Origin of the sequence: Pseudomonas sp. IT-347P, assembly GCF_949768005.1 — a bacterium.
GTDB lineage: Bacteria > Pseudomonadota > Gammaproteobacteria > Pseudomonadales > Pseudomonadaceae > Aquipseudomonas.
In genome coordinates, this window is record NZ_CATKPQ010000003.1 from 13506 (window position 1) to 35689 (window position 22184).

General features: G+C 60.7%; 22 protein-coding genes. 5 read left to right on the forward strand and 17 right to left on the reverse strand.

The features are described from left to right. Window positions 1-9: 9 nt before the first annotated feature. From ACM6IV_RS01670 to ACM6IV_RS01680, 3 genes are all read right to left on the reverse strand, one after another. Complete coding sequence (locus ACM6IV_RS01670) at window positions 10-1161, reverse strand: TDT family transporter (protein ID WP_414868543.1); 1152 nt, start codon at window positions 1159-1161, stop codon at window positions 10-12. A 105-nt stretch (window positions 1162-1266) separates the two neighbouring features. Further along, the gene (locus tag ACM6IV_RS01675; RefSeq protein WP_414868469.1) at window positions 1267-1578 is read right to left on the reverse strand and encodes a cupin; all 312 of its coding nucleotides are present in this window, start codon (window positions 1576-1578) and stop codon (window positions 1267-1269) included. A gap of 51 nt (window positions 1579-1629) precedes the next feature. Continuing rightward, entirely contained in the window at window positions 1630-2817 is a 1188-nt protein-coding gene (locus ACM6IV_RS01680) for an MFS transporter (RefSeq protein WP_414868470.1), read from the reverse strand. A gap of 91 nt (window positions 2818-2908) precedes the next feature. On the opposite strand from ACM6IV_RS01680, the gene ACM6IV_RS01685 reads away from it, so the two are divergent. Next, window positions 2909-3451, forward strand: a complete 543-nt coding sequence (locus ACM6IV_RS01685) for a TetR/AcrR family transcriptional regulator (protein ID WP_414868471.1) — start codon at window positions 2909-2911, stop codon at window positions 3449-3451. Between the two features lie 223 nt (window positions 3452-3674). Next, on the forward strand, window positions 3675-7145 hold the full coding sequence (locus ACM6IV_RS01690; protein ID WP_414868472.1) for a NahK/ErcS family hybrid sensor histidine kinase/response regulator: 3471 nt from the start codon (window positions 3675-3677) through the stop codon (window positions 7143-7145). Between the two features lie 94 nt (window positions 7146-7239). On the opposite strand, the gene rmuC is transcribed toward ACM6IV_RS01690, so the two are convergent. Next, on the reverse strand, window positions 7240-8604 hold the full coding sequence (gene rmuC, locus ACM6IV_RS01695; RefSeq protein ID WP_171057259.1) for a DNA recombination protein RmuC: 1365 nt from the start codon (window positions 8602-8604) through the stop codon (window positions 7240-7242). Between the two features lie 175 nt (window positions 8605-8779). Next, window positions 8780-9103, reverse strand: coding sequence for a sel1 repeat family protein (locus tag ACM6IV_RS01700; RefSeq protein ID WP_414868473.1), 324 nt, complete (start codon window positions 9101-9103; stop codon window positions 8780-8782). A gap of 962 nt (window positions 9104-10065) precedes the next feature. Here ACM6IV_RS01700 and ACM6IV_RS01705 point away from each other — a divergent pair. The 3 genes from ACM6IV_RS01705 (at window position 10066) to ACM6IV_RS01715 (ending at window position 12464) form a co-directional block, all read left to right on the forward strand. Beyond that, window positions 10066-10290 (forward strand): hypothetical protein, encoded by a 225-nt coding sequence (locus ACM6IV_RS01705; protein WP_414868474.1) that lies wholly within the window; start codon window positions 10066-10068, stop codon window positions 10288-10290. Between the two features lie 273 nt (window positions 10291-10563). Next, the gene (locus tag ACM6IV_RS01710) at window positions 10564-11046 is read left to right on the forward strand and encodes a hypothetical protein (protein WP_414868475.1); all 483 of its coding nucleotides are present in this window, start codon (window positions 10564-10566) and stop codon (window positions 11044-11046) included. Window positions 11047-11192: 146 nt separating this feature from the next. After that, window positions 11193-12464, forward strand: a complete 1272-nt coding sequence (locus ACM6IV_RS01715; RefSeq protein WP_414868476.1) for an OmpP1/FadL family transporter — start codon at window positions 11193-11195, stop codon at window positions 12462-12464. Between the two features lie 118 nt (window positions 12465-12582). Here ACM6IV_RS01715 and ACM6IV_RS01720 read toward each other — a convergent pair whose 3' ends face one another. From ACM6IV_RS01720 to bluB, 12 genes are all read right to left on the reverse strand, one after another. Then, a complete protein-coding gene (locus tag ACM6IV_RS01720) occupies window positions 12583-13143 on the reverse strand; it encodes a glutathione peroxidase (protein ID WP_414868477.1) in 561 nt (186 codons plus the stop codon). Window positions 13144-13197: 54 nt separating this feature from the next. Then, a complete protein-coding gene (locus ACM6IV_RS01725) occupies window positions 13198-13320 on the reverse strand; it encodes a hypothetical protein (RefSeq protein ID WP_414868478.1) in 123 nt (40 codons plus the stop codon). Continuing rightward, window positions 13317-14525, reverse strand: a complete 1209-nt coding sequence (locus ACM6IV_RS01730; RefSeq protein ID WP_414868479.1) for an MFS transporter — start codon at window positions 14523-14525, stop codon at window positions 13317-13319. Before ACM6IV_RS01730 ends, ACM6IV_RS01725 begins: the two co-directional genes overlap by 4 nt. 53 nt (window positions 14526-14578) lie before the next feature. Beyond that, window positions 14579-14983 carry a MarR family winged helix-turn-helix transcriptional regulator gene (locus tag ACM6IV_RS01735; protein ID WP_007919794.1) on the reverse strand — a complete coding sequence of 135 codons (405 nt, stop codon included), beginning with the start codon at window positions 14981-14983 and terminating at the stop codon, window positions 14579-14581. Window positions 14984-15157: 174 nt separating this feature from the next. Further along, a complete protein-coding gene (locus tag ACM6IV_RS01740) occupies window positions 15158-15889 on the reverse strand; it encodes an adenosylcobinamide-GDP ribazoletransferase (protein WP_414868480.1) in 732 nt (243 codons plus the stop codon). 1 nt (window position 15890) lies between these two features. Beyond that, a complete protein-coding gene (gene cobC, locus ACM6IV_RS01745; RefSeq protein ID WP_414868481.1) occupies window positions 15891-16466 on the reverse strand; it encodes an alpha-ribazole phosphatase family protein in 576 nt (191 codons plus the stop codon). After that, window positions 16463-17518: a nicotinate-nucleotide--dimethylbenzimidazole phosphoribosyltransferase gene (gene cobT / locus ACM6IV_RS01750; RefSeq protein ID WP_414868482.1), complete on the reverse strand. Its 1056-nt coding sequence runs from the start codon at window positions 17516-17518 to the stop codon at window positions 16463-16465. The genes cobC and cobT overlap by 4 nt, the downstream gene beginning before the upstream one ends. Then, a complete protein-coding gene (cobU, locus tag ACM6IV_RS01755) occupies window positions 17515-18036 on the reverse strand; it encodes a bifunctional adenosylcobinamide kinase/adenosylcobinamide-phosphate guanylyltransferase (RefSeq protein WP_414868483.1) in 522 nt (173 codons plus the stop codon). Before cobU ends, cobT begins: the two co-directional genes overlap by 4 nt. A gap of 123 nt (window positions 18037-18159) precedes the next feature. Then, window positions 18160-19611, reverse strand: coding sequence for a cobyric acid synthase (locus ACM6IV_RS01760; protein ID WP_414868484.1), 1452 nt, complete (start codon window positions 19609-19611; stop codon window positions 18160-18162). Continuing rightward, complete coding sequence (gene cobD, locus ACM6IV_RS01765; protein ID WP_414868485.1) at window positions 19608-20600, reverse strand: threonine-phosphate decarboxylase CobD; 993 nt, start codon at window positions 20598-20600, stop codon at window positions 19608-19610. Before cobD ends, ACM6IV_RS01760 begins: the two co-directional genes overlap by 4 nt. After that, the gene (gene cbiB, locus ACM6IV_RS01770) at window positions 20593-21501 is read right to left on the reverse strand and encodes an adenosylcobinamide-phosphate synthase CbiB (RefSeq protein ID WP_414868486.1); all 909 of its coding nucleotides are present in this window, start codon (window positions 21499-21501) and stop codon (window positions 20593-20595) included. Before cbiB ends, cobD begins: the two co-directional genes overlap by 8 nt. Beyond that, window positions 21498-22148, reverse strand: a complete 651-nt coding sequence (bluB, locus tag ACM6IV_RS01775) for a 5,6-dimethylbenzimidazole synthase (protein WP_414868487.1) — start codon at window positions 22146-22148, stop codon at window positions 21498-21500. Before bluB ends, cbiB begins: the two co-directional genes overlap by 4 nt. Between the last annotated feature and the right edge of the window lie 36 nt (window positions 22149-22184).

Consider the following 22184-nt stretch of genomic DNA (forward strand, 5'->3'; position numbering starts at 1 on the left):
CTTTTCAGATTATTTCTTCAAACCTGCGATGCACGGCGAGACAAACAACTCGCCGCGCCAGGCGCCTTGTACGGTGCGTTTACCGACGATCAGCCACATCACCGCCAGCAACATCACCAAAAGCGTGCCGACTACGCTGAAAAACGTCAGGTTCAGGGTGCTCGCCAGTTTCAGCGTTGCCAGCGAATAGACGCCCAGCGGGAAGGTGAATCCCCACCAGCCGAGGTTGCACGGGATGCCATCACGCAAGTAACGCACGGTGATCAGCAGCGCCATCAACATCCACCACAGCCCGAAACCCCACAGGGTAATCCCGGCGACAAGCCCGAGGCCCGAGGCAATTTCACCGATGCCGGGCAGACCGTTCGCCGTGAAGATCGCTGGCGCATCACCGCCCAGCAGCAACATCCCCAACGCTCCGGTGCCGATCGGGCCAAGAGCCAGCCAGCTCGACGCCGCCATGTTTTCGTGGGGCAGTTTGTGCAGGGCCATGCGCAGCAGCAGGATCGTCAGAATGCTGAACGCTACCGGTAGGGAAAAGGCCCAGAGCACATAGCTCGTCGTCAGAACCACCAGTTGTGCGTGGGCATCGCTGAGATGCGGTGCGAGCAGACCACCACTGGCTGCCGCGACTTCTGCTGCCACTACCGGCAACAGCCAAACCGCGGTCATCTGGTCGATGCTGTGTTCCTGACGGGTAAACATCATGTAGGGAATCAACACGCCGCAAGCCAGCGACATGGCCACATCAATCCACCACAACAATTCGGCGAGATGAATCACCCCGTCGCCCCAACGTGGCAGGCCGAACAGCAGAAAGCCGTTGATGATCGTCGCCATGCCCATGGGAATCGTGCCGAAGAACATCGATACCGTGGAGTGACCGAAAATCCGTCGCGCTTCATCAAAGAACAGAATCCAGCGCGCGGTGTAGGCAGCGGTAAACACGGTGAACAACAGAATGTTGAACAACCACAAACCTTCAGCGATCGCATGGAGGCCGGGAATGGCCAATGGCAGTTGCGCCAACGCCAGTGCCAGCACACCGGTGCCCATGGTCGCGGCGAACCAGTTGGGGGTGAACTGGCGGATCACTTCACGCGGATGCTGAAGCTGACGGAACGGCTTCAGGCCAGGTTTGGCAGTGTGGGGGCAAGTCATCATGGAGTCCTCTCCTCTGGTGAGGTTGAGTCCATGGTAGAACTGAATCGAATATCTATATAACGGGTAATTTCTCTAACTGTTATCTGTTTTACCAATAAGCGATTAAACGCTGCCCTCACTCTCGATCACTAGAATCCGCGCTACGCCTTGTGGATGGGCGACGTGCTCGGTGCCGACGCTCGCAAAGAAGATGTCACCGACATTGAGCTGCTCCTGTTTTTCTTCGCCCAGTTCGCGGTAATGCATCAGCACTTGGCCGTCGAGCACGACGAACACTTCCTCGCCGTCGTTGACGTGCCATTTGTACGGCTGATCCGTCCAGTGCAGGCGCGTGGTGATGCCGTTCATGTTGGCGATGTCCAGCGCGCCCCAGGCTCGCTCGGCGGTGAACGTCTTGCTACGAATAATCTTCATGGATCGATCCTTGAGAAGAAGGCCGGGCAAGGCTAACCGAAACCGGCGTGGTTATGGAGCGCTACATGCTTTGGCTGCGGCTGGGCGCAGGCTGAGCAACAGTGCGCCAATCGCCAATACGATCAACACCACCCCGTAACCATCGGTGGTGGCCAGCAAACCGTAGCTGCGCGACAAGTGCCCGGCGAGCAGTGCCGGCAGGCAGAACGCCAGATAACTGAGCACGTAATACGCCGCCATCAACCCCGCGCGCTCATGGGGCAAGGCCAGTGGCACCAGACTGCGCACGGCGCCGAGAAATCCCGAGCCGAAACCGCAACCGGCCACCAGCGTGCCTAGGAAAAACAGCGCCAGACTGGCGCTGTGCACACCCAGCAGAATCAACACCAGACCGACCGGCAGCAGGCTCGCCCCCAACTGCAAGGCGCGAACAGCTGGACGATTGCGCATCGTGAAAATCATCAATGCACCGGTCACCGTCAGGGCTGCGACGGTGGCGCCGCCGATCAGATTGGAGTTCGAGCCTGTGGCGGTGCGCACCAATGACGGCGCCAGCGATGCGTAGAAACCACCAAGCGCCCAGGTTGCCGTGTTCAGCGGCAACACCCGCCACAAGGTGGCTCGCGCTTGAGTCGGCACGTGCAAGGTCGGCCGCAACGAGGCCCACGCCCCCGCTTGCGGGCTGACGCTTTCCGGCAAGCGCCAGACATATAGACCCTGCACTACAAACAGCGCGAGCAGCAGCCAATAGGTCAGTTGCAACGGTGCCGGGGCAAACTCCGCCAGCAAACCACAGCCCATGCCGCCCAAGGCCATGCCGAGCAACGGCGCCACACTGTTGATCAGCGGCCCATGCTGCCGATCGGTGTCGAGCAATGTCGCGCTTAAAACCGCGGTGGCCATGCCGGTGGCAAACCCTTGCAGAACGCGCGCGCTGATCAGCCATGCCACGCTGTCGGCGTAGATAAACAGCAGCATCGCCAATGCGTTGAGCAGCACGGCGGTGAAGATTACCGGTTTGCGTCCCAGGTGATCGGAGAGCGAGCCGACAGTTAATAAAGCCGCCAGCAGACTGAGTGCATAAACGCCGAAGATCAGCGTCAGCACCGCGGCCGAGAAGTGCAGTTGATCCTGATACAGGTGATACAACGGCGTCGGCGCGGTGGAAGCGGCGAGAAAACTCAGTAAAGTCATCGCCAGAAACCACAGGCTGGATCGATTGGATGCAAGGCTGGTCATGGGCACACTCCGCAAAAGCTAATTTTTTGCTTTTGCGGAGTGTGCTACCGCCTCGCGCTTAAAGCAAATTCTTTGTGTTAAGGTCTGCCCCATGGCTATTAAAGAAGGTTTACGCCCCGGCGGCCGCAGTGCCCGGGTGCAGGATGCAATTCATTCGGCGGTCCGTGCGCTCCTTCAAGAACAGGAGCGCTCGAGCGTTACCGTCCCGCAGATCGCCGCGCGCGCCGGGGTTACTCCGTCGACGATTTACCGGCGCTGGGGTGATCTGGCGGCGTTGTTGGCCGACGTCGCCCTCGCCCGCATGCGCCCGGACAGCGAGCCGGCGCAGACCGGCAGCTTGCGCAGCGATATCCGTGCGTGGGCCGAGCAGTATCTCGACGAGATGAGCTCCGAGCCCGGGCGCAACATGATGCGTGACGTGCAGGCCAGTGCTACGCCGGGCTATTGCGTGACGATCATTGGTGCGCAATTGCAGACGATCATTGAGCGGCACCCGAATGAAGCTGCGCCGAGTGTTGATCGGCTGATCAATCTGGTGGTGGCGCCAGTGGTGTTCCGCATTCTGTTTTCGGCGGCGGCGTTGGAGGTGGATGAGTTGCATCGGCTGATCGATATTGCGCTGCGCCAGGACTGACGCCTTCGCGAGCAGACTCGCTCCCACAAGGGAATGCATTCCAGAAAGTGGGAGCGAGCCTGCTCGCGAAGAGGCCCGCCCGGTCACCACAAAAACCACCCGGTTCCACGCCTGCGACACCCCGCCACGCCACGACCTTGGTCGACACTGACTAACCGCCCCGCGCATGCGAGACTGTCCGCCCGGGCAGGATTGCCGGGGAGTCTTTTGTCGGGAGTGTTGCATGTCGCTGTCCACCGGGCTGATCGCCGCCGTCGCCCTGGCCTACATGGCCATCATGTTCGCCATTGCCTTCTACGGCGACCGCCGCAGCGCGCCGTTGCCGCCGCGCATGCGTGCCTGGGTGTACAGCCTGTCGCTGGCAGTTTATTGCACCAGCTGGACGTTCTTCGGTGCGGTCGGCCAGGCAGCCGAACAACTGTGGTCATTCCTGCCGATTTACCTCGGGCCGATTTTGCTGCTGGTGGGCGCACCGTGGGTTCTGCAGAAGATGGTGATGATCAGCAAACAGGAGAACATCACCTCCATCGCTGACTTTATCGCCGCGCGCTACGGCAAATCGCAATCGCTGGCGGTGGTGGTGGCGCTGATCTGTCTGGTCGGCGTGCTGCCCTACATTGCCCTGCAACTCAAAGGCATTGTCCTCGGCGTGAACCTGTTGATCGGCGCCGGTGCCGACGCTATGGGCACCCGCGCTCAGGACACCGCACTGATCGTGTCGCTGGTGCTGGCGCTGTTCACCATCGTTTTCGGTACGCGCAACCTCGATGCCACCGAGCACCACCGCGGCATGGTGCTGGCAATTGCTTTCGAATCGCTGGTCAAACTGTTCGCGTTTCTCGCCGTCGGCGCCTTCGTCACATTCGGGCTGTATGACGGTTTCGACGACCTGTTCAACCAGGCCATGCTTGCCCCGCGTCTGGAGGAATACTGGAAAGAAACCATCAACTGGCCGTCGATGGTGGTGCAAACCGGTGTGGCAATGATGGCGATCATCTGTCTGCCCCGGCAGTTCCACGTCACCGTGGTCGAGAACATTGATCCGCAGGATCTGCGCCTGGCCAAATGGGTGTTTCCAGCGTACCTCGCACTGGCTGCTTTGTTTGTAGTCCCGATCGCTTTAGCCGGTCAGATGATGCTACCAAGTGACGTCTTGCCCGACTCCTTCGTGATCAGTCTGCCATTGGCACAGGCGCATCCGGCGCTGGCGATGCTGGCATTTATCGGTGGCGCGTCGGCGGCCACGGGCATGGTGATTGTCGCCAGTGTGGCGTTGTCGACCATGGTCTCCAACGACATGCTGTTGCCGTGGCTGCTGCGGCGCAATAACGCCGAGCGCCCGTTCGAAGTGTTCCGCCAGTGGATGCTCTCGGTGCGCCGTGTGAGCATCGTGCTGATCCTGCTGCTGGCCTATGTCAGCTATCGCCTGCTCGGCTCGACCGCGAGTCTGGCGACCATCGGCCAGATCGCGTTCGCGGCGGTGACCCAATTGGCGCCAGCGATGCTCGGCGCGCTGTACTGGAAACAGGCCAACCGCCGTGGTGTTTTCGCCGGTTTGGCCGCCGGCACGTTTCTGTGGTTCTACACCTTGATCCTGCCGATTGCCGCGCACAGCCTTGGCTGGTCGCTGAGCAGTTTTCCGGGGCTGGCCTGGCTGCACAGCAATCCGCTGAATTTGCCGATTACTCCGCTGACCCAAGGCGTGGTGCTGTCGCTGGCCGGTAACTTCACCTTGTTCGCCTGGGTTTCAGTGTTGTCGCGTACGCGCGTGTCGGAGCACTGGCAGGCCGGGCGCTTCATCGGTCAGGAGATCAGTGCGCGGCCGAGTGCACGCTCGATGCTGGCGGTGCAGATCGACGATTTGCTGCAACTGGCCGCGCGATTTGTCGGTGAGGAACGCGCGCGGCAAAGCTTTATCCGTTTTGCCTATCGTCAGGGCAAAGGCTTCAACCCGAACCAGAATGCCGACGGCGAATGGATCGCCCATACCGAGCGTTTACTGGCCGGTGTGCTCGGCGCCTCTTCAACCCGCGCGGTGGTGAAAGCCGCCATCGAAGGCCGGGAAATGCAACTGGAGGACGTCGTGCGCATCGCCGACGAAGCCTCGGAGGTGCTGCAGTTCAACCGTGCCCTGCTGCAAGGGGCCATCGAGAACATTACCCAGGGCATCAGCGTGGTCGACCAGTCGCTGAAACTGGTGGCGTGGAACCGGCGCTATCTCGAGCTGTTCAACTACCCGGACGGCCTGATCAGCGTCGGCCGGCCGATCGCCGACATCATTCGCTACAACGCCGAACGCGGTTTGTGCGGCCCCGGCGAAGCAGAAGTCCACGTTGCCCGGCGTTTGCACTGGATGCGTCAGGGCCGCGCGCATACCTCTGAACGGCTATTCCCCAACGGCCGGGTAATCGAGTTGATCGGTAATCCTATGCCGGGCGGCGGTTTCGTCATGAGTTTCACCGACATCACCGCGTTCCGCGAGGCCGAGCAGGCGCTGACCGAAGCCAATGAAGGGCTGGAACAACGGGTCAGCGAGCGCACCCAGGAGCTGTCGCAACTCAACGTCGCGCTGACCGAAGCCAAGGGCACCGCCGAAGCCGCCAACCAGTCGAAAACCCGCTTTCTCGCGGCGGTCAGCCATGACTTGATGCAACCGTTGAATGCCGCTCGATTGTTCTCCGCCGCCCTCTCCCATCAAGAGGAGGGTTTGAGCCGCGAGGCGCAGACACTGGTGCAGCATCTCGACAGCTCACTGCGCTCGGCGGAGGATTTGATCAGTGATCTGCTGGATATTTCCCGCCTGGAAAACGGCAAGATCAATCCCGAGCGCAAGCCGTTTGCGGTCAATGAGCTGTTCGACATTCTCGGTGCCGAGTTCAAGGCGCTGGCACAGGAACAAGGCCTGACCTTCCGTGTGCGCGGCAGTCATTTGCGCATCGACAGCGACATCAAATTGCTGCGAAGGATTCTGCAGAATTTCCTCACCAACGCCTTCCGTTATGCCAAAGGCCCGGTGCTGCTCGGCGTACGTCGACGTGGCGGTGAATTGTGCCTGGAGGTGTGGGATCGTGGGCCGGGGATTCCGGAAGACAAACAGCAGGTGATTTTCGAGGAGTTCAAACGCCTCGACAGTCATCAGACCCGCGCCGAAAAAGGCCTCGGCCTGGGTTTGGCGATTGCCGATGGCTTGTGCCGCGTTCTCGGCCACAGCTTGCGTGTGCGCTCGTGGCCGGGGCGCGGCAGTGTGTTCAGCGTCAGCGTGCCGCTCGCTCGCTCGCAGGTCCAGCCGGCAAGCGCTGCCGCCGAAGTGAATGGCAAGCTGCCAAGCGGCGCGCGCGTGCTGTGCATCGACAATGAAGACAGCATTCTGATCGGCATGAACAGCCTGCTCAGCCGCTGGGGCTGTCAGGTCTGGACGGCGCGCAATCGTGAAGAATGTGCAGCGCTGTTAAATGACGGCGTGCGGCCGCAACTGGCGCTGGTCGACTATCACCTCGATCACGGCGATACCGGCACCGAGTTGATGGCGTGGTTGCGCACGAGCCTGGGTGAACCGGTGCCGGGGGTGGTGATCAGTGCTGACGGGCGACCGGAGATGGTCGCGCAGGTGCATGCGGCGGGGCTGGATTATCTGGCCAAACCGGTCAAGCCAGCGGCGTTGCGGGCTTTGTTGAGTCGGTATTTGCCGCTGTAGGGTGACTTTACTGACGCCTTCGCGAGCAGGCTCGCTCCCACAGTTTGAAATGCATTCCAATATGGGAGCGAGCCTGCTCGCGAAGCTTTTTGGATTATTCAGGGAGTTCGACGAGGCCATCGACGTCGGTCATCGCCCGCTCCAGCAGGTCCGCCGGCAAGCTCTTGCTCGCCCGTGCGCCGAGCAATTTGAGCTGTTCACTGCGACTGACCAGATTACCGCGCCCTTCTGTCAGTTTGTTGCGCGCTGAGCTGTAGGCTTTGTCCAGCTGTTGCAGGCGATTGCCGACTTCGTCCAGATCTTGAATAAACAATACGAACTTGTCGTACAGCCATCCGGCGCGCTCGGCGATTTCCCGGGCGTTCTGGCTCTGGCGCTCCTGCTTCCACAGACTGTCGATCACCCGCAAAGTCGCCAGCAACGTGGTCGGGCTGACGATGACGATGTTGCGGTCGAAGGCTTCCTGAAACAGCGAGGGTTCTGCCTGCAAGGCTGCTGAAAACGCCGCCTCGATCGGCACGAACAGCAAAACGAAATCGAGACTGTGCAGGCCCTCTAGCCGTTTGTAGTCCTTGCCGGCCAGGCCTTTGACGTGATTACGCAACGACAGCACATGCTGCTTGATCGCGATCTGCCCGAGCGTATCGTCATCAGCCGCAACGTATTGCTGATAGGCGGTGAGACTCACCTTGGAGTCCACCACCACTTGCTTGTCGCCCGGCAGGTAAATGATCACGTCAGGCTGGAAGCGCTCGCCATCCGGGCCTTTGAGATTGACCTGGGTCTGGTACTCGCGGCCCTTCTCCAGACCGGCGTGTTCGAGCACACGTTCGAGGATCAGCTCGCCCCAGTTGCCTTGGGTTTTCTGGCCTTTGAGGGCACGGGTCAGGTTGGTGGCTTCATCGCTCAGGCGCAGGTTGAGCGCCTGCAAGCGCTCCAGCTCCTTGGCCAGCGAGAAGCGCTCGCGGGCCTCGGCCTGATAGCTTTCTTCCACACGTTTTTCGAAGGATTGAATGCGTTCCTTGAGCGGATCGAGCAACTGTCCGAGCCGTTGCTGACTGGTCTCGGCAAAGCGCTGCTCGCGCTCGTCGAAGATTTTCCCGGCCAGCTCGGCAAACTGCGCACGCAGTTCATCGCGCGAGCCTTGCAGGTCGTTGAGGCGTTGCTGATGGCTTTCCTGTTGCTCGCGCAGTTCGGCGTTCAGTGAAGCGGCCTGGGCGTCGAGGCGGCGCAGCTCAGCTTCCTTGTTCGCTCGTTCGAGGTTCCAGGCGTGGGAGGCATCGCGGGCGTCATCACGCTCGATCTGCAGCAGTTCGACTTCCCGGCGCAGAGCTGCCAGGTCAGCCTGCTTGGCTGCATTGGCCTGGCCGAGATCGGCGATTTCATCGCGGCTGGCGTCGAGCTGCGCGTTGAGTCCGTCCTGAGCCAATTGCGCCATGGCCAGCCGCTCTTCGAGCAATGCGACCTCGGCCTGGCCGTTGCTCGCCCGGCGTTGCAGTTGCCAGGCCAGCGCCAGCAGCGGCAATCCCGCCCCTGCAAGCCCCAGCAATACGCTGGTCAAGTCCATCGCCATAGCCACTCCCGCCGATCTTATAAAGCCTGAAGGTTAACCAAGGTGTCAGGTCTTGGACAGCTCAGTCTTCGAGCAGACCGAGTTCTTGTTGCGCGCGGCGATCGCCGGCGCGAGCGGCCTGGCGCAGCAGATCCTGACCGATGCGACGATCCCGGGCATTACCGCATTCACGGCACATCAACTGTCCGAGACGACTTTGCGCAGCTACCACACCTTCACGCGCCGGCTGTTTGAGCAGGCGGCCAGCGAGGTGTTTGGCATTATGGCTATCGCTCAGGCGCGGGCTGTCGAGCAGCCATTCTGCGACGCGAACGGAAAATCGCTTGAGCGGAGTAACAGGAGAAGGCGATGAGGTAACAGAGTCTGATACTGAGCGAAACTTCATAAAGCACTGCGGGACGAATCGGAAGGCGCGCCACTCTACTCTCTTTTTCTTACAGGTAAAGTCGAAAAACAACCCGGCACGCCCGTCCTAGAGCAAGCGCTCGGGACAATCCACAGAAGCTGTGGATAACTCAGTGGACAACCGTCCTCCAACTCTCGCAAAGCCTTATGGAACGGGGCTCGCAGTCAAACTGACGATTTTTTCACCAACAAAAAAAAGCGATGTTTTTCATTGACTTAAACTTTCGATGCAGGCAGCCAGTGGAGTCAGGATTGGTATGACAGTGCCGTGACAGCTTGCGCAACTAATGTGCACAAGTACCTGTTACCCGGTTATATCGATGCGCTTTTTCGGGTCGTTTTGGTATGCGGTCTGGGTAAAAACCGGTCTGGCGCGCGGCGCGATGAATGAATCTTCACCGACCGACGGTCAAAAGCTGCGCCAAATCCGGGCAATTGCACGGAGCGCGAAGCAGACTCAATCGGTGGGTGCAATCTTTTTTCAGGTAAAGTTTGCGTTACCCTGATTGATTGGTTAGTATCCGCGGCGTTAGTACCAAGCTGAAAGTCAATTCCGGTCGTACACATCCCCACGGTCAGCCTTCTTACAGGAAGCCCTACCGAAAAAAGCGGGAACGACCCCTCGATGGTTTCCAGGTAAATCTTGCGACAACACAGCCTTCCAATGATGCGAAGGGTGTTGCGAAGAGCACTTACTCTGACCGAACCAACCTGCAAATTGATCAGGATCTTCACCCCGGGCCCAGAACCTTTGCCCTTGTTGTGATGCCTGCCCTCCTAAGTACCTACCTGCCAGCCCAAGCGCGCCAACTTAATTGCGCTTCAAACTGGCTGCTTTGTTCCAGTCGGGTTCTTCGTTCGACCAATGGTGGTCGACGTTACTGGAACGTTTTAACGTTGCACGGTTCTTATCCGTGTCATTTGTAGGAACACCTAATAACTATGTCTACTCAAATCCAGACTCAGGATGCCATTCGCACCCTAACCAACGCTTTTGCCCCAATGAACTGCCTGATCATGGCCGCTCGCAAAGGCTGCTTCAGCTTCACCATCGTCAATGAACACGGGATCGCCCGCCACAGCGAGCGTTTGTACCCCGATCAGTACTCCAGCGCCGAACCGCTGCAGGCCGTGATCGATCGCACCCGTCAGGCCTTGATTGCCTGAGAGCCGAAAAGGCTGCAAAAGCAAAAGCCCCGCCGACAAAGCGGGGCTTTTTATTGCCTGATGTTTCACTTTCTGCCGCTAATGCTTAAGCACCAACGGATATAACGGTTATAACTCGAAGCCGGAAATATTTTAAAAACAGGCCTTTACGTCGCGAATATGACACTACACTTCAACTCAAGCGGCGTGATCCGCTTGCGGCGAGCCTGAACCGATCCACTGCTGCCAAGCCCCCTTCAGGACTCGCCATTAACAACAAGAACCGAGGGTTTTATGGGTATCGCTGCCAGCGAACTGTGCCGCTACGTGATCCGTCCTACGCTGATCTACCTGGGACGCCACAGCGCGACTGCCGAATCTCTGCTGCTGGGCATCGCCGCCAGCCAGTCAGCCCTGGGTTCCGCCCTGCATGATCGCCGCGGACATGGCCTCTACCGCATTGGCGAGCATCGCCATCAAGCCCTTTGGGATGATTACCTGGCCCTCGACCCGGAACGTGCCAGCCTGGTTCGCGGCCTGGCCAGCCAGCACGCTTTTCTGACCGGTCCCCATCTGGAACTGACGGTCAATCTGCGTTACGCCACGGCCATTGCCTGGCTGTTGGTCGAAGAGCAGAACCCCACCCTCCCCGATTCCGACGACTTGCTGGGAATGGCGCGCATCTGGCGCCAGACCTTTCATCCCCAGGGTCGACTTCGCGACTTCACTTATGCCTGGAACACCTGTGTTTCAACGGTGAATCAGGTCGCGTGTTGACTGTCCGGTTTCAGAAGATCTGCCAACAGGCTGCGAATCTGGTCTGATTGTCCTACAAAACCGCTCTAACTCAAGGCATACGGGCTATAGCGCCGGGACGAAAATGTTGGTAATTTTCGCCCCGGTGATCACCAGGAGTTCTAATAATGAAAAAAGTCATGCTCAAAACCACCCTTAGCCTCGCTGTTACCATGGCATCCACCCAGATCTTCGCAGCTGGCTTTGCCATCAACGAACACAGTATCAGCGGGATGGGCACCGGTTACGCTGGGCGATCTTCTTCTGCCGACGACGCAAGCACTGTTTATGGCAACCCTGCCGGCATGTCGCGCCTCAAGCGCGAGCAAGTCACTGGCGGTGTAGCATTCCTCGATGCAAAAACCGATATCAGCGATGCCAGCTCCAGCCCTAACGGCGGCAGCAACAAAGGCGACATGGTGCCCTTCACTTCCGTACCTATGGGTTTCTACGTCAAACCGATCGACGACCACTGGGCATTCGGCCTCGGCGTCTACGTGCCGTTCGGCCTGATTACCGACTACGAAAAAGGCTTTGCCGGCCGTTATTTCGGCAGCAAGTCCGAAGTTCAGGTCATCACTTTCCAGCCAACCGTCAGCTACGCCTTCAATGACAAGGTGTCGATCGGTTTTGGTCCGACCATCAACCGCATCGACGGCTCGCTGGAATCCAACCTGTCGATCTCTCAGGCGTTCCCGGACGGCAAGGTCAAGATCAAGGGTGACGACACCGCACTGGGCTACAACATTGGTGTGCTGGTACAAGCCACTGACACCACGCGCCTGGGTGTGACTTATCACTCGAAAGTCGACTACAAGCTTGAAGGCAACACCAAGGTCAACTACGGCCTGCTGGGCCTGACCGGTCTGAGCCCAAACCAGAAGTACGACGCTTCGCTGAAGATCACCACGCCTGAATCCATCGACTTCTCGGTTACCCAGGCGATCAACGAGCGCTGGAACGTGTATGCCGGTTCGACCTGGACCCGTTGGAGCCAGCTGGAAAAAATCACCGTCAAGAACTCCGGTGTGCAGCCTGCGCTCGCCGGTCAGTTCGGGGAAATCACCGAAGACCAGAACTGGCATGACTCCTGGGCTTACGCCGTGGGTACTTCGTATCAGCTGAACAAGGAATGGGTACTGCGTACCGGTCTGACCTTCGACCAGTCGCCGACCAACAACGTCGACCGTTCGCCACGTATTCCTACCGGCGACCGGACCATCTTCAGCATCGGTGCCGGCTGGAGCCCGACCGAAGACCTGACCATCGACGTGGCCTACTCGTACCTGAAGGAAGAGTCGGTCAATATCCGCAACCAGAATGATCGTGGCCAGAGCTACAACTCGAAGTATGAAAACTCGGCAAACGGTTTCGGTGTCGGCGCGACCTACCGCTTCTGATGCTGCATGGCGAGGCTGACCCCTCGCCCATAAAAAAGCCCCGCTCTGTTTGCAGAAAGCGGGGCTTTTTATTGCTTTGAGATTTGCCCTCACAACAAGCAGCTGTTGTGGGAGCGCTTCAGGGTTTCAACGGTTTCGAGGCGATAGCCTTTTCGATTGCCGCAATAAACTCCGGATCGTCCGGCTTGGTCAGGCTGGAGAAATTGGCGATCACCTTGCCTTGGCGGTCGACCACGTACTTGTAGAAATTCCACTTCGGCGCACTGCTCTGCGTAGCGAGCACCTGGAACAGATGCGTAGCGTCATCACCCCGCACCTTTTGCGGTTCGGTCATGTTGAACGTCACGCCGTAGTTGGCGTAGCAGACCTTGGCGGTCTCGGCGCTGTCCCTGGACTCCTGTTTGAAGTCATTGGAAGGCACGCCAAGCATTTCCAGCCCTTGCCCTTCGTAGCGCTTATGCAGCGCCTCCAGGCCTTCGAACTGCGGCGCGAACCCGCAGAAGCTTGCGGTGTTGACCACCACCAATGGTTTGTCAGCGTACTGCTTGCACAGATCAATGGATTCCTTGGATCGCAGCTTGGGCAGCGAGCCTTGCAGCAGTTCGGGACAATCAGCGGCTTGGGCCAGGCCGGTGATCGCCATCAGCAACGCGGGAACAGCACACCAGCGCATCAGCATGTCGAACATCCTTGAGCAATCGTCAGCGTTCGACGTTACTCGCCATGCCGATTTCTAGCAAATGCTCATGCCCAACTGCATCAAGGCCAGGCCGCCCTGCTGCCAGCCCCACCACACCAACGCCAGCACAGCGGCGCCGAGTGCAATGAGGGCCAATCGTGGCCAGAATCGGTTCATGCGGCTCCCGTTGCGGCTTGCAGGCGTGCAACCGGACGCTCGCGCACCGGCCAGTTCAGCGCCGCCGCGAGCAGGCTCAGCACAATTGCCACTTGCCAGATCAAGTCATAACTCCCGGTTCGGTCATACACCACCCCGCCCAGCCAGCCACCGAGGAACGACCCCAACTGATGGAAGAGGAACACGATGCCACCGAGCATGGACAGATTTCGCACGCCGAACAAGGTCGCCACCGTGCCGTTGGTCAACGGCACCGTCGACAGCCACAGGAAGCCCATGGCCATGCCAAACAGGTACGCCGACGTAGTCGTCACCGGCAGCCACAGGAACAGCACGATCACCACCGCGCGCAACAGGTACAACCCCGTCAGCAGGCGCGGCTTGGACATGCGCCCGCCGAGCCAGCCGGCGGTGTAGGTGCCGAAGATATTGAACAGCCCGATCAACGCCAGCACCGTGGTGCCGACACTGGCTGGCAGATGCTGATCGACCAGATATGCCGGCAGGTGCACGCCGATGAACACCACCTGAAAACCGCAAACGAAAAAGCCGAATGCCAGCAGCCAGAACCCGGAGTGCGAACAGGCTTCGCGCAGCGCTTCGGACAGGGTCTGTTCATGGCCAAGCACCGGCAGCGGCTTGTCCTTGAGCATGCTCACCAGCGGCACGATCAGCGCCACCAGCAAGCCCAACACCAACAGCGCCGCCGACCAGCCAAGCCAGCCAATCAGGCCAAGGGTGCCCGGCAACATGGCGAACTGACCGAAAGAGCCGGCGGCGCTGGCAATGCCCATGCCCATGCTGCGTTTCTCCGGTGGCACCGCGCGGCCGACGACACCGAGGATCACCGAGAACGAGGTGCCGGACAGACCGATACCGATCAGCAGACCGGCGCTCAGCGACAGCGTCACCGCTGAGTCCGACAGGCCCATGCACACCAGACCCAGCGCATACAGCACGCCCCCGATCAGCACCACTTTTGCCGCGCCGAAACGGTCGGCCAGCGCACCGGTAAACGGCTGCGCCAGGCCCCAGATCAGGTTCTGCAAGGCAATGGCGAAGGCAAACACTTCTCGCCCCCAGCCGAACTGCGCACTCATTGGCGACAGAAACAGGCCGAAACCGTGCCGCACGCCCAATGACAACGCCAGGATCAGCGCACTCCCCAGCAACACCCAACCGCACGTACGCCACATCGATGTCATTGTTATTCTCCGCTTGCGGGTATATACCCGCTTGAGTTTGGAAAAAACCGGCCTCAGGCCAGTTCATCCAGCAATCTGAGCAAGGTTTCGCGCTTCTCGGCGCCCAGTCTGTCGATCAACCGCTGCTGCGCCGCCTCCCAGGCTGGCAGTGCCGCAGCCAGGCGTTGCACGCCAGTCTCGGTGAGTTTGACGATGCGATTGCGCATGTCCTCGCCTTCGGCCAGCGCCACCAGCCCCTCTCCCTCCAGCACCCGCAGATTGCGCCCGAGGGTGCTGCGGTCCAGGCCCATGGCTTCGGCCAGTTCCGAGATGCTCGGTTGATCCAGACGCTGCAGGTTGCACAGCAAAGAATACTGGGCAACGTTAATCCCGAAGCCGTCGAGAGCGCCGTCGTAATGCCTGCTGACGCCACGCGCGGCGCGACGCAGGTTGGTGCACAAACACTGAGATGGAAGCATGATGCGTGTATATACCCGCGACTGTGTTAAATCAAGTTACAGATGAGTTTACCCATAACATTTGTGGCGCCTGACACACCGCTTTCGCGAGCAGGCTCACTCCTACAGGGGAACGCAGGCAACTGTAGGAGTGAGCCTGCTCGCGATGAGGCCGGCATGACCAGTAGAAATCCATCAGACCAAAACCCATCCAACCAACACCACCATTTCCAGCAATTCCAGCAACGCCCCCGCCGTATCGCCGGTCGTCCCGCCCAACCGCCGCATCATCACTTGCCGCAACCAGACAAACACACCGACAGCGATCAGCAACGCCGTCACCGCGCTAACTCCGGTAATCAACAAGCAAGCCAGCGCACTCAAACCAAGTACCCACCAACCGGCCCTGCGCGGCAAATGATCGGCCAACGCCTGCCCCAACCCACCTGCGCGCACATACGGTGTCGTCAGAAACAACCCGAGCAACGCCGCCCGCCCGAGCAGCGGCACGATGATCAACGCCAGCCCCTGCCCTTGCTCGATCAACGCCAGCAGCGCCGCAAACTTGAGCAGCAGCACCAACACCAGCGTCACCACCGCAATCGGCCCGCTGCGCGGATCTTTCATGATCGTCAACGTGCGCTCGCGATCGCCAAAACCACCGAGCCAGGCATCGGCGCTGTCGGCCAAACCATCCAGGTGAAGTGCGCCGCTGAGCAACACCCAAACCGTCAACAGCAATGCCGCGTGCAGCAGCAACGGCGCCCCCGCCAACAGCAGATTCAGCGCCCACAGGATCACGCCGAACAGCAACCCCACCAGCGGATAAAACAGCAGCGAGCGCCCAAGCTGTTCCGGCTCGGGCATCCCCGGCAGGCGAATCGGCAGGCTGCTGAGAAATTGCAGGGCGATCCACAGCGGCAACATGTCAGTGACCTTCCTTGAGTGAACCATCCGCCTCAACCGTCAGCGCAAACAACGCGCCGTGAGCGACTTCGACATTGAGCAGTTGTTCGCGCGGTAACCCTCGCGCTTGCGCCAGCATCAAGCGCATCACACCGCCGTGACTGATCAGCAACACCCGCTCACCGGCGTAAGAACTGTGCAGGCGCGCGACGGCTGCCAGCACCCGCGAGGAAAACTCACTGACCGGTTCACCCTGCGGTGGAGTGAAGGAATACGGATCGGCCCAGAACAACCCCAACGCCTCTGCATCCGTCTCCATCAACGCCGCCGCGCTCTGCCCTTCCCATGCTCCGAAATGCAGCTCCTGCAGATCCTTGTCCAGTTGCACTGGAAGATTCAGCCGTTCGCCCAGTTCGGCGGCGAAGCGCGCACAACGCTGCAGCGGGGAACTGACAATCCGCTGCCACGGCCCGCCCTCGACCACCGCCGCACGCATCTGCGACCAACCCCTTTCGGTCAGCGCATCATCGAGGCTGCCGCGCAAACCACCGCCGAGTTCAGTCTCGCCGTGACGCAGCAGATCCAGATGCAGCGTCATGCCGGACGATCCGCCACCGCCGCTTCGGCGAACGTCGCCATCTGCCCGTGCAGTTCGCAGGCCAGGCGCAACAAAGGCACCGCCAGTGCCGCACCACTGCCCTCGCCCAGACGCAGACCCAGCTCTAGCAACGGCTCAGCCTTCAGCGTTTCCAGTACATGGCGATGGCCCGGCTCGGCGCCACGGTGCCCGAACAACAACCACTCGCGGCAGTCCGCATTCAAACGCACCGCCACCAGCGCGGCAACGGTGCAGATAAAGCCATCGACCAGCACGGCAATGCCTTCCTGAGCCGCCGCCAGATACGCGCCGACCAGTGCAGCGATTTCAAAACCACCGAGATTGAACAAGGTCTGCAAGGCATCGCCACGCTGCGCGGCATGCAACGCCAAGGCGCGCTCGATCACTTGCGCCTTATGGCTGACGCCTTCGGCATTCAATCCAGTACCGGGGCCGGTCAAATGCGTCACGGGGCAATCGAGCAAGGCGCAGGCCAAGGCGCTTGCAGCGGTGGTGTTGCCAATGCCCATTTCGCCACCGATGAACAACTGCGCGCCTGCCGCTTTCGCGCGTAACAGACTGTCGCGACCGGCCTGCAAGGCCAGCTCGCCCTGGGCCTGAGTCATCGCCGCACCATGTACGAAATTCGCCGTGCCGGCGCCGATGTTCAAGTGGCGCACACCCGCCAGGTTCAGCGCTGGATTCACCGTGCCCAGATCGACCACTTCCAGCTGCGCACCAAGCTGTCGCGCCAGCACGCTGATCGCCGCACCACCGCTGACAAAGTTGAGCAGCATCTGCCCGGTGACTTCCTGCGGGAACGCCGAAACACCTTCAGCGACCACGCCGTGATCACCGGCGAAAATCGCGATCCAGACCTGCGCCAGCGTCGGCTTGACTTGGCCTTGCAGACCGGCCAGTTGCACCGCGACCGATTCCAGTCGACCGAGCGACCCCGCCGGTTTGGTCAGTTGCTGTTGCCGTGCCGTCGCTTGTTCAACAACGTTGAGATCGACCGGTTTGCACGTGTTCAGCCACCAGGATTGAGTCATAACGCAGGTCCTTTCAGAGTCAGGGGCAGGCCGGCGACGGTCAGGACAACACGCTGACAGCGCTCGGCCAAAGCTTGATGCAGCCAACCGGCTTCATCGACGTAGCGGCGAGTCAATTCGCCCAGCGGCACGACACCCATTCCGGTCTCGTTGCTGACAAAAATGATTTCACCCGGCAGCGCGGCCAGGCATTCGAGCAGGGCTTCGCGCTCGGCGGCGAGGCGCTCGGCGTCATCAAGCATGAGCAGATTGGTCAGCCACAGGGTCAGGCAATCGACCAGCAGGCAACGCTCGGCGCTGGCGGACTCGCGCAGGACGCGGGCCAGTTCCAGTGGTTCTTCGATGAGCGCCCATTCGGCGGGACGGCGCGCGCGATGGTGGGCGACGCGGTCGCTCATTTCGCCATCGAGCGGCTGGCTGGTGGCGATGTAAGTCACGGCCAGGCCGCTATCGCTGGCGAGTTTTTCGGCCAGACGACTTTTGCCGGAGCGGGCGCCGCCGAGGATCAGTTGGAGCATGGAGGCATCCTGAATTGTATGTATTGGGGCGGCTGCCGCTTTCGCGGGCAAGCCCGCTCCCACAGATGACCGCATTCCAAATGTGGGAGCGAGCCTGCTCGCGAAGAGGCCAGCACAGGCAACTCAAATCCCACAGAGCTGACGCAACAGATCAGTATCCAGATGCGTCTCCACCAGATCCGCCAGCCGCTCGATATCGCGCTCACGCAAGCCGTGATAATCCACCACCTGCACATCGCTCAACCCGGCCCAGCGCAGCAACGCCGCACTTGCCGCCGGCGATTCGAACAAGCCATGCAGATAAGTGCCGAACACCTGCCCATCGGCACTCTGCGCACCGTCACAACGACCGTCATCAAGATGCACCGCGGCGTTTTCCAGCGCCGGTCCTGTGGTCACGCCCGCATGAATTTCATAGCCACTGACTTCCGCATTTTCCAGCGCCAGACGTCCACGCACATTGCGCAACTGCTTCTCGGCTTCCAGCGTCGTATCGAACGTGAGCAAGCCCAACCCGACACTCGAACCCGGCGCGCCTTCCAGCCCTAGCGGATCATGCACCTGTTCACCGAGCATCTGCAGACCGCCGCAAACCCCCAGCACTTTGCCGCCGTAACGCAGATGCCGATTGATCGCAGCCTCCCAGCCATTGGCACGCAAATACGCCAGATCACTGCGCACGCTTTTCGAGCCCGGCAGGATGATCAGGTCAGCCGCCGGAATCGCCTGCCCCGGACCGACAAACTGCAAATCAACCTGCGGATGCAGACGCAGCGGATCGAAGTCGGTGTGGTTGCTGATGCGCGGCAGCACCGGCACCACCACTTTCAGCACTCGTTCGGCTTTATCGGTCTGGCGCTGATCGATGCCGTCCTCGGCCTCCAGATGCAGGTCCATCACGTACGGCAACACGCCGACCACCGGTTTGCCGGTGCGTTGTTCGAGCCAGTCGAGGCCCGGTTGCAGCAAGGCAATGTCGCCGCGAAAACGGTTGATGATGAAACCTTTGACCCGTGCCTGTTCGCTCGGCGACAGCAACTCCAGCGTGCCGACCAGATGCGCGAAAACCCCGCCGCGATTGATGTCGGCAATCAGCAACACCGGGCAACCCACCGCCTCGGCAAAGCCCATGTTGGCGATGTCACCGGCACGCAGATTGATCTCGGCCGGCGAGCCTGCGCCCTCAACCATCACCAGTGGATACGCGGCGCTGAGCCGTTGATGAGAGGCCAGTACGGCTTGCATCGCGATGGCTTTGTAGTCGTGATAGGCGACCGCATTCATCGTGGTGACGGCACGCCCATGGATGATCACCTGCGCGCCCGTGTCGCTGTTCGGTTTGAGCAGCACCGGGTTCATGTCGGTATGCGGCTCAAGATGAGCGGCTTGCGCCTGCACCGCTTGCGCGCGGCCGATCTCACCGCCATCGGCGGTCACGGCGCTGTTGAGCGCCATGTTCTGTGGCTTGAACGGCACCACTGCCACGCCCTGACGAGTCGCCCAGCGGCACAGCGCCGTCACCAGTGTGCTTTTACCGGCGTCGGAAGTGGTGCCTTGCACCATCAGGGTGGTCATGGGTGGTCCTTGGCGAAAGCAATTAAGGCGTGCTCGAGACGCGCCTCTTCGGCTGCATCGGCAGGCAGGCCAAAACGCAAGCTGCTGTTGTGGGTGAAAAGACGCAGGAGGATGCCGCGACGGGCCATGAATTCGTGCAACGTTTCGGCATGCTCGGTGATCAGCCACTGGAACAGCGCGCAACCGCCCTGCGGCTTGAAGCCATAGCGCTCCAGCAACGCTGCCAGCCGTTCGCTGGCTTCATCGCTGCGAATCCGTTGCCGTGTGTGCCCTTCGGTGTCTTGCAGACATGCTTGGCCTAACACTCGGGTTGGCCCGCTCACCGCCCATGGTCCGACCTGTTCAGCGAGCAGTTTGAGCAACTTGCGCTCGGCCAGCACAAACCCCAGTCGTACTCCGGCCAGACCGAAAAACTTGCCGAACGAACGCAATACGATCAGCCCGACTTGATGCGCATGCGGTGCCAGGCTCAACTGCGGCGTGTTGTCCATGAAGGCCTCATCGACGACCAGCCAGCCACCGCGCCGGGCGAGTCGCGCATGCCAGTCGAGCAGGCGCGCCGGGGTCAGGCTCAGGCCGGTCGGGTTGTTCGGGTTGACCACCACCAGCACATCGAGGCTGTCGAGAAAGAACTCGACTTCCTGCTCCAGCACTTCGCGCACGATATAACCGCTGCGGCGCCAGGCTTCGGCATGCTCGGCATAACACGGTGACAACACACCGACCTTGCCGGCGCGGCGCAAACGCGGCAGCAACTGAATGGCCATCTGCGAACCGGCCACCGGCAGCACTTGCGCGGCACCGTAGTAATCGCACGCGGCCTGCTCCAGACCGTCATCGGTTTCCGGCAGGCGCGCCCAGGCGCGCAGCGGGATATCCGGGATCGGGAATGGCCACGGCGCGAGGCCGCTGGACAGGTCGAGCCAGTCAGCCTCGGCAATACCGTAATCGAGTGCAGCCTTGCGCAGCCGGCCACCGTGCTCAAGCATAAAATTCAGCCCCCACGCAGAGAATCAGCAGCCATAACCATACCCCGCGCTGGACCAATTGCCAGCCACGATCAATGGAATCTGCGTCAGCCGCTGCGCCTTCGCCGAGCTGAGGACGATCGTGAAGTTCGCCGTGATAAATCGCCGGGCCACCCAGTTCCACGCCCAGCGCACCGGCGCCCGCCGCCATCACGGGACCTGCGTTGGGGCTGTCCCACTTCGGCGCCTGTGTGCGCCAGCACTTCAACGCGAGTCGGGTGTTGCCCAGCAGTGCGTAGGTCAACGCCACCAGACGCGCAGGAATGTAGTTCAACACGTCGTCGATTTTCGCCGCCGCCCAACCGAACCGCTCGAAGCGTTCATTGCGATAACCCCACATCGCATCGAGCGTGTTACTCAAGCGATAGAGCACCACGCCTGGCGCACCCGCCACGACGAACCAGAACAGCGCGGCAAACACCGCATCGCTACCGTTTTCCAGCACCGACTCAGTGGCGGCGCGGGCGACGGCGGTGCTGTCGAGTTCATCGGTCTGGCGGCTGACCAGATAGCCGACACGCTTGCGCGCCTCATCCAGATCATCCGCGCGCAACGCAGCGGCGACCGGAGCAACATGCTCACCGAGGCTGCGCATGCCGAGGGCGCAATACAACGCGAGAATCTCGACGACCCAGCCCACATACGGCGCCCAGGAGAACGCGGTGGCAAGCAAGGTCAGCGGCAGTACCGCGATTACCCATGCGGTGACGCCGTGACTGCGCCAGCCACGTCCACCGGCGTTGAAACGTTGCTCGATGCGCCCGGCAAAGTTGCCGAACGCCACCAGCGGATGCCAGCGTTTCGGTTCACCCAGCAGCGCATCCAGCGCCACGGCGGCGACACTCAACAACGCCACACTCATTGACTCACTCCCCAATAATTTTCGTACAGCAACTCATTGAGCGGACGCGCCTGTGCCCACCCTTCGAGTACCAGCATCGGCGCCGGATAGAATTCCTTGACCGGGCCCAGGCATAAAACGGCCAGCGGCTTGGCGCCCTCGGGTAGCTTCAACAAATCCGCCAACGCTTGCGGCTCGAACAGCGAGACCCAGCCCATGCCCAGGCCTTCGGCGCGCGAGGCCAGCCACAGATTCTGGATCGCGCAGGACAACGAAGCCATGTCCATTTCCGGCAGCGTGCGGCGACCGAAAATGTGCTTTTCGCGATCGTCCATCAGCGCCGCAACCAGCACTTCGGCGCAGTCATTGATGCCTTCGACCTTGAGTTTCATGAACGCGTCGCTGCGCTCGCCGAGGGCTTCGGCGGTACGGATGCGTTCTTCTTCGACGAGGTTCTGGATCTGGCCGCGTAAAGTTCGGTCGCTGATACGGATGAAGCGCCACGGCTGCATCAGGCCGACGCTTGGGGCCTGGTGGGCAGCTTCCAAAAGTCGGCGCAGCAATTGTGGTTCGACGCTGCCGCCGGTGAAGTGACGCATGTCGCGGCGTTCGGCAATGGCTCTATAAACCGCTTCGCGTTCGGCTTCGGAGAATGCGTTGTCAGTCATGGCCTCTTCGCGAGCAAGCTCGCTCCCACATTGGAC

Excerpts from the sequence above, each read along its gene's own strand:
- ACM6IV_RS01700 (WP_414868473.1), bottom strand. The coding sequence starts at position 9,103 with ATGAAGTTTCGCTCAGTATCAGACTCTGTTACCTCATCGCCTTCTCCT.
- cobD (WP_414868485.1), bottom strand. The coding sequence starts at position 20,600 with ATGCTTGAGCACGGTGGCCGGCTGCGCAAGGCTGCACTCGATTACGGT.
- ACM6IV_RS01705 (WP_414868474.1), top strand. The coding sequence starts at position 10,066 with ATGTCTACTCAAATCCAGACTCAGGATGCCATTCGCACCCTAACCAAC.
- ACM6IV_RS01670 (WP_414868543.1), bottom strand. The coding sequence starts at position 1,161 with ATGACTTGCCCCCACACTGCCAAACCTGGCCTGAAGCCGTTCCGTCAG.
- ACM6IV_RS01760 (WP_414868484.1), bottom strand. The coding sequence starts at position 19,611 with ATGACCACCCTGATGGTGCAAGGCACCACTTCCGACGCCGGTAAAAGC.
- ACM6IV_RS01675 (WP_414868469.1), bottom strand. The coding sequence starts at position 1,578 with ATGAAGATTATTCGTAGCAAGACGTTCACCGCCGAGCGAGCCTGGGGC.
- bluB (WP_414868487.1), bottom strand. The coding sequence starts at position 22,148 with ATGACTGACAACGCATTCTCCGAAGCCGAACGCGAAGCGGTTTATAGA.
- ACM6IV_RS01740 (WP_414868480.1), bottom strand. The coding sequence starts at position 15,889 with ATGTTGCCGCTGTGGATCGCCCTGCAATTTCTCAGCAGCCTGCCGATT.
- ACM6IV_RS01685 (WP_414868471.1), top strand. The coding sequence starts at position 2,909 with ATGGCTATTAAAGAAGGTTTACGCCCCGGCGGCCGCAGTGCCCGGGTG.
- cobC (WP_414868481.1), bottom strand. The coding sequence starts at position 16,466 with ATGACGCTGCATCTGGATCTGCTGCGTCACGGCGAGACTGAACTCGGC.
- cobU (WP_414868483.1), bottom strand. The coding sequence starts at position 18,036 with ATGCTCCAACTGATCCTCGGCGGCGCCCGCTCCGGCAAAAGTCGTCTG.
- ACM6IV_RS01720 (WP_414868477.1), bottom strand. The coding sequence starts at position 13,143 with ATGCTGATGCGCTGGTGTGCTGTTCCCGCGTTGCTGATGGCGATCACC.
- ACM6IV_RS01735 (WP_007919794.1), bottom strand. The coding sequence starts at position 14,983 with ATGCTTCCATCTCAGTGTTTGTGCACCAACCTGCGTCGCGCCGCGCGT.
- cbiB (WP_414868486.1), bottom strand. The coding sequence starts at position 21,501 with ATGAGTGTGGCGTTGTTGAGTGTCGCCGCCGTGGCGCTGGATGCGCTG.
- ACM6IV_RS01690 (WP_414868472.1), top strand. The coding sequence starts at position 3,675 with ATGTCGCTGTCCACCGGGCTGATCGCCGCCGTCGCCCTGGCCTACATG.
- ACM6IV_RS01725 (WP_414868478.1), bottom strand. The coding sequence starts at position 13,320 with ATGAACCGATTCTGGCCACGATTGGCCCTCATTGCACTCGGCGCCGCT.
- ACM6IV_RS01680 (WP_414868470.1), bottom strand. The coding sequence starts at position 2,817 with ATGACCAGCCTTGCATCCAATCGATCCAGCCTGTGGTTTCTGGCGATG.
- cobT (WP_414868482.1), bottom strand. The coding sequence starts at position 17,518 with ATGACTCAATCCTGGTGGCTGAACACGTGCAAACCGGTCGATCTCAAC.
- ACM6IV_RS01730 (WP_414868479.1), bottom strand. The coding sequence starts at position 14,525 with ATGACATCGATGTGGCGTACGTGCGGTTGGGTGTTGCTGGGGAGTGCG.
- ACM6IV_RS01715 (WP_414868476.1), top strand. The coding sequence starts at position 11,193 with ATGAAAAAAGTCATGCTCAAAACCACCCTTAGCCTCGCTGTTACCATG.
- ACM6IV_RS01710 (WP_414868475.1), top strand. The coding sequence starts at position 10,564 with ATGGGTATCGCTGCCAGCGAACTGTGCCGCTACGTGATCCGTCCTACG.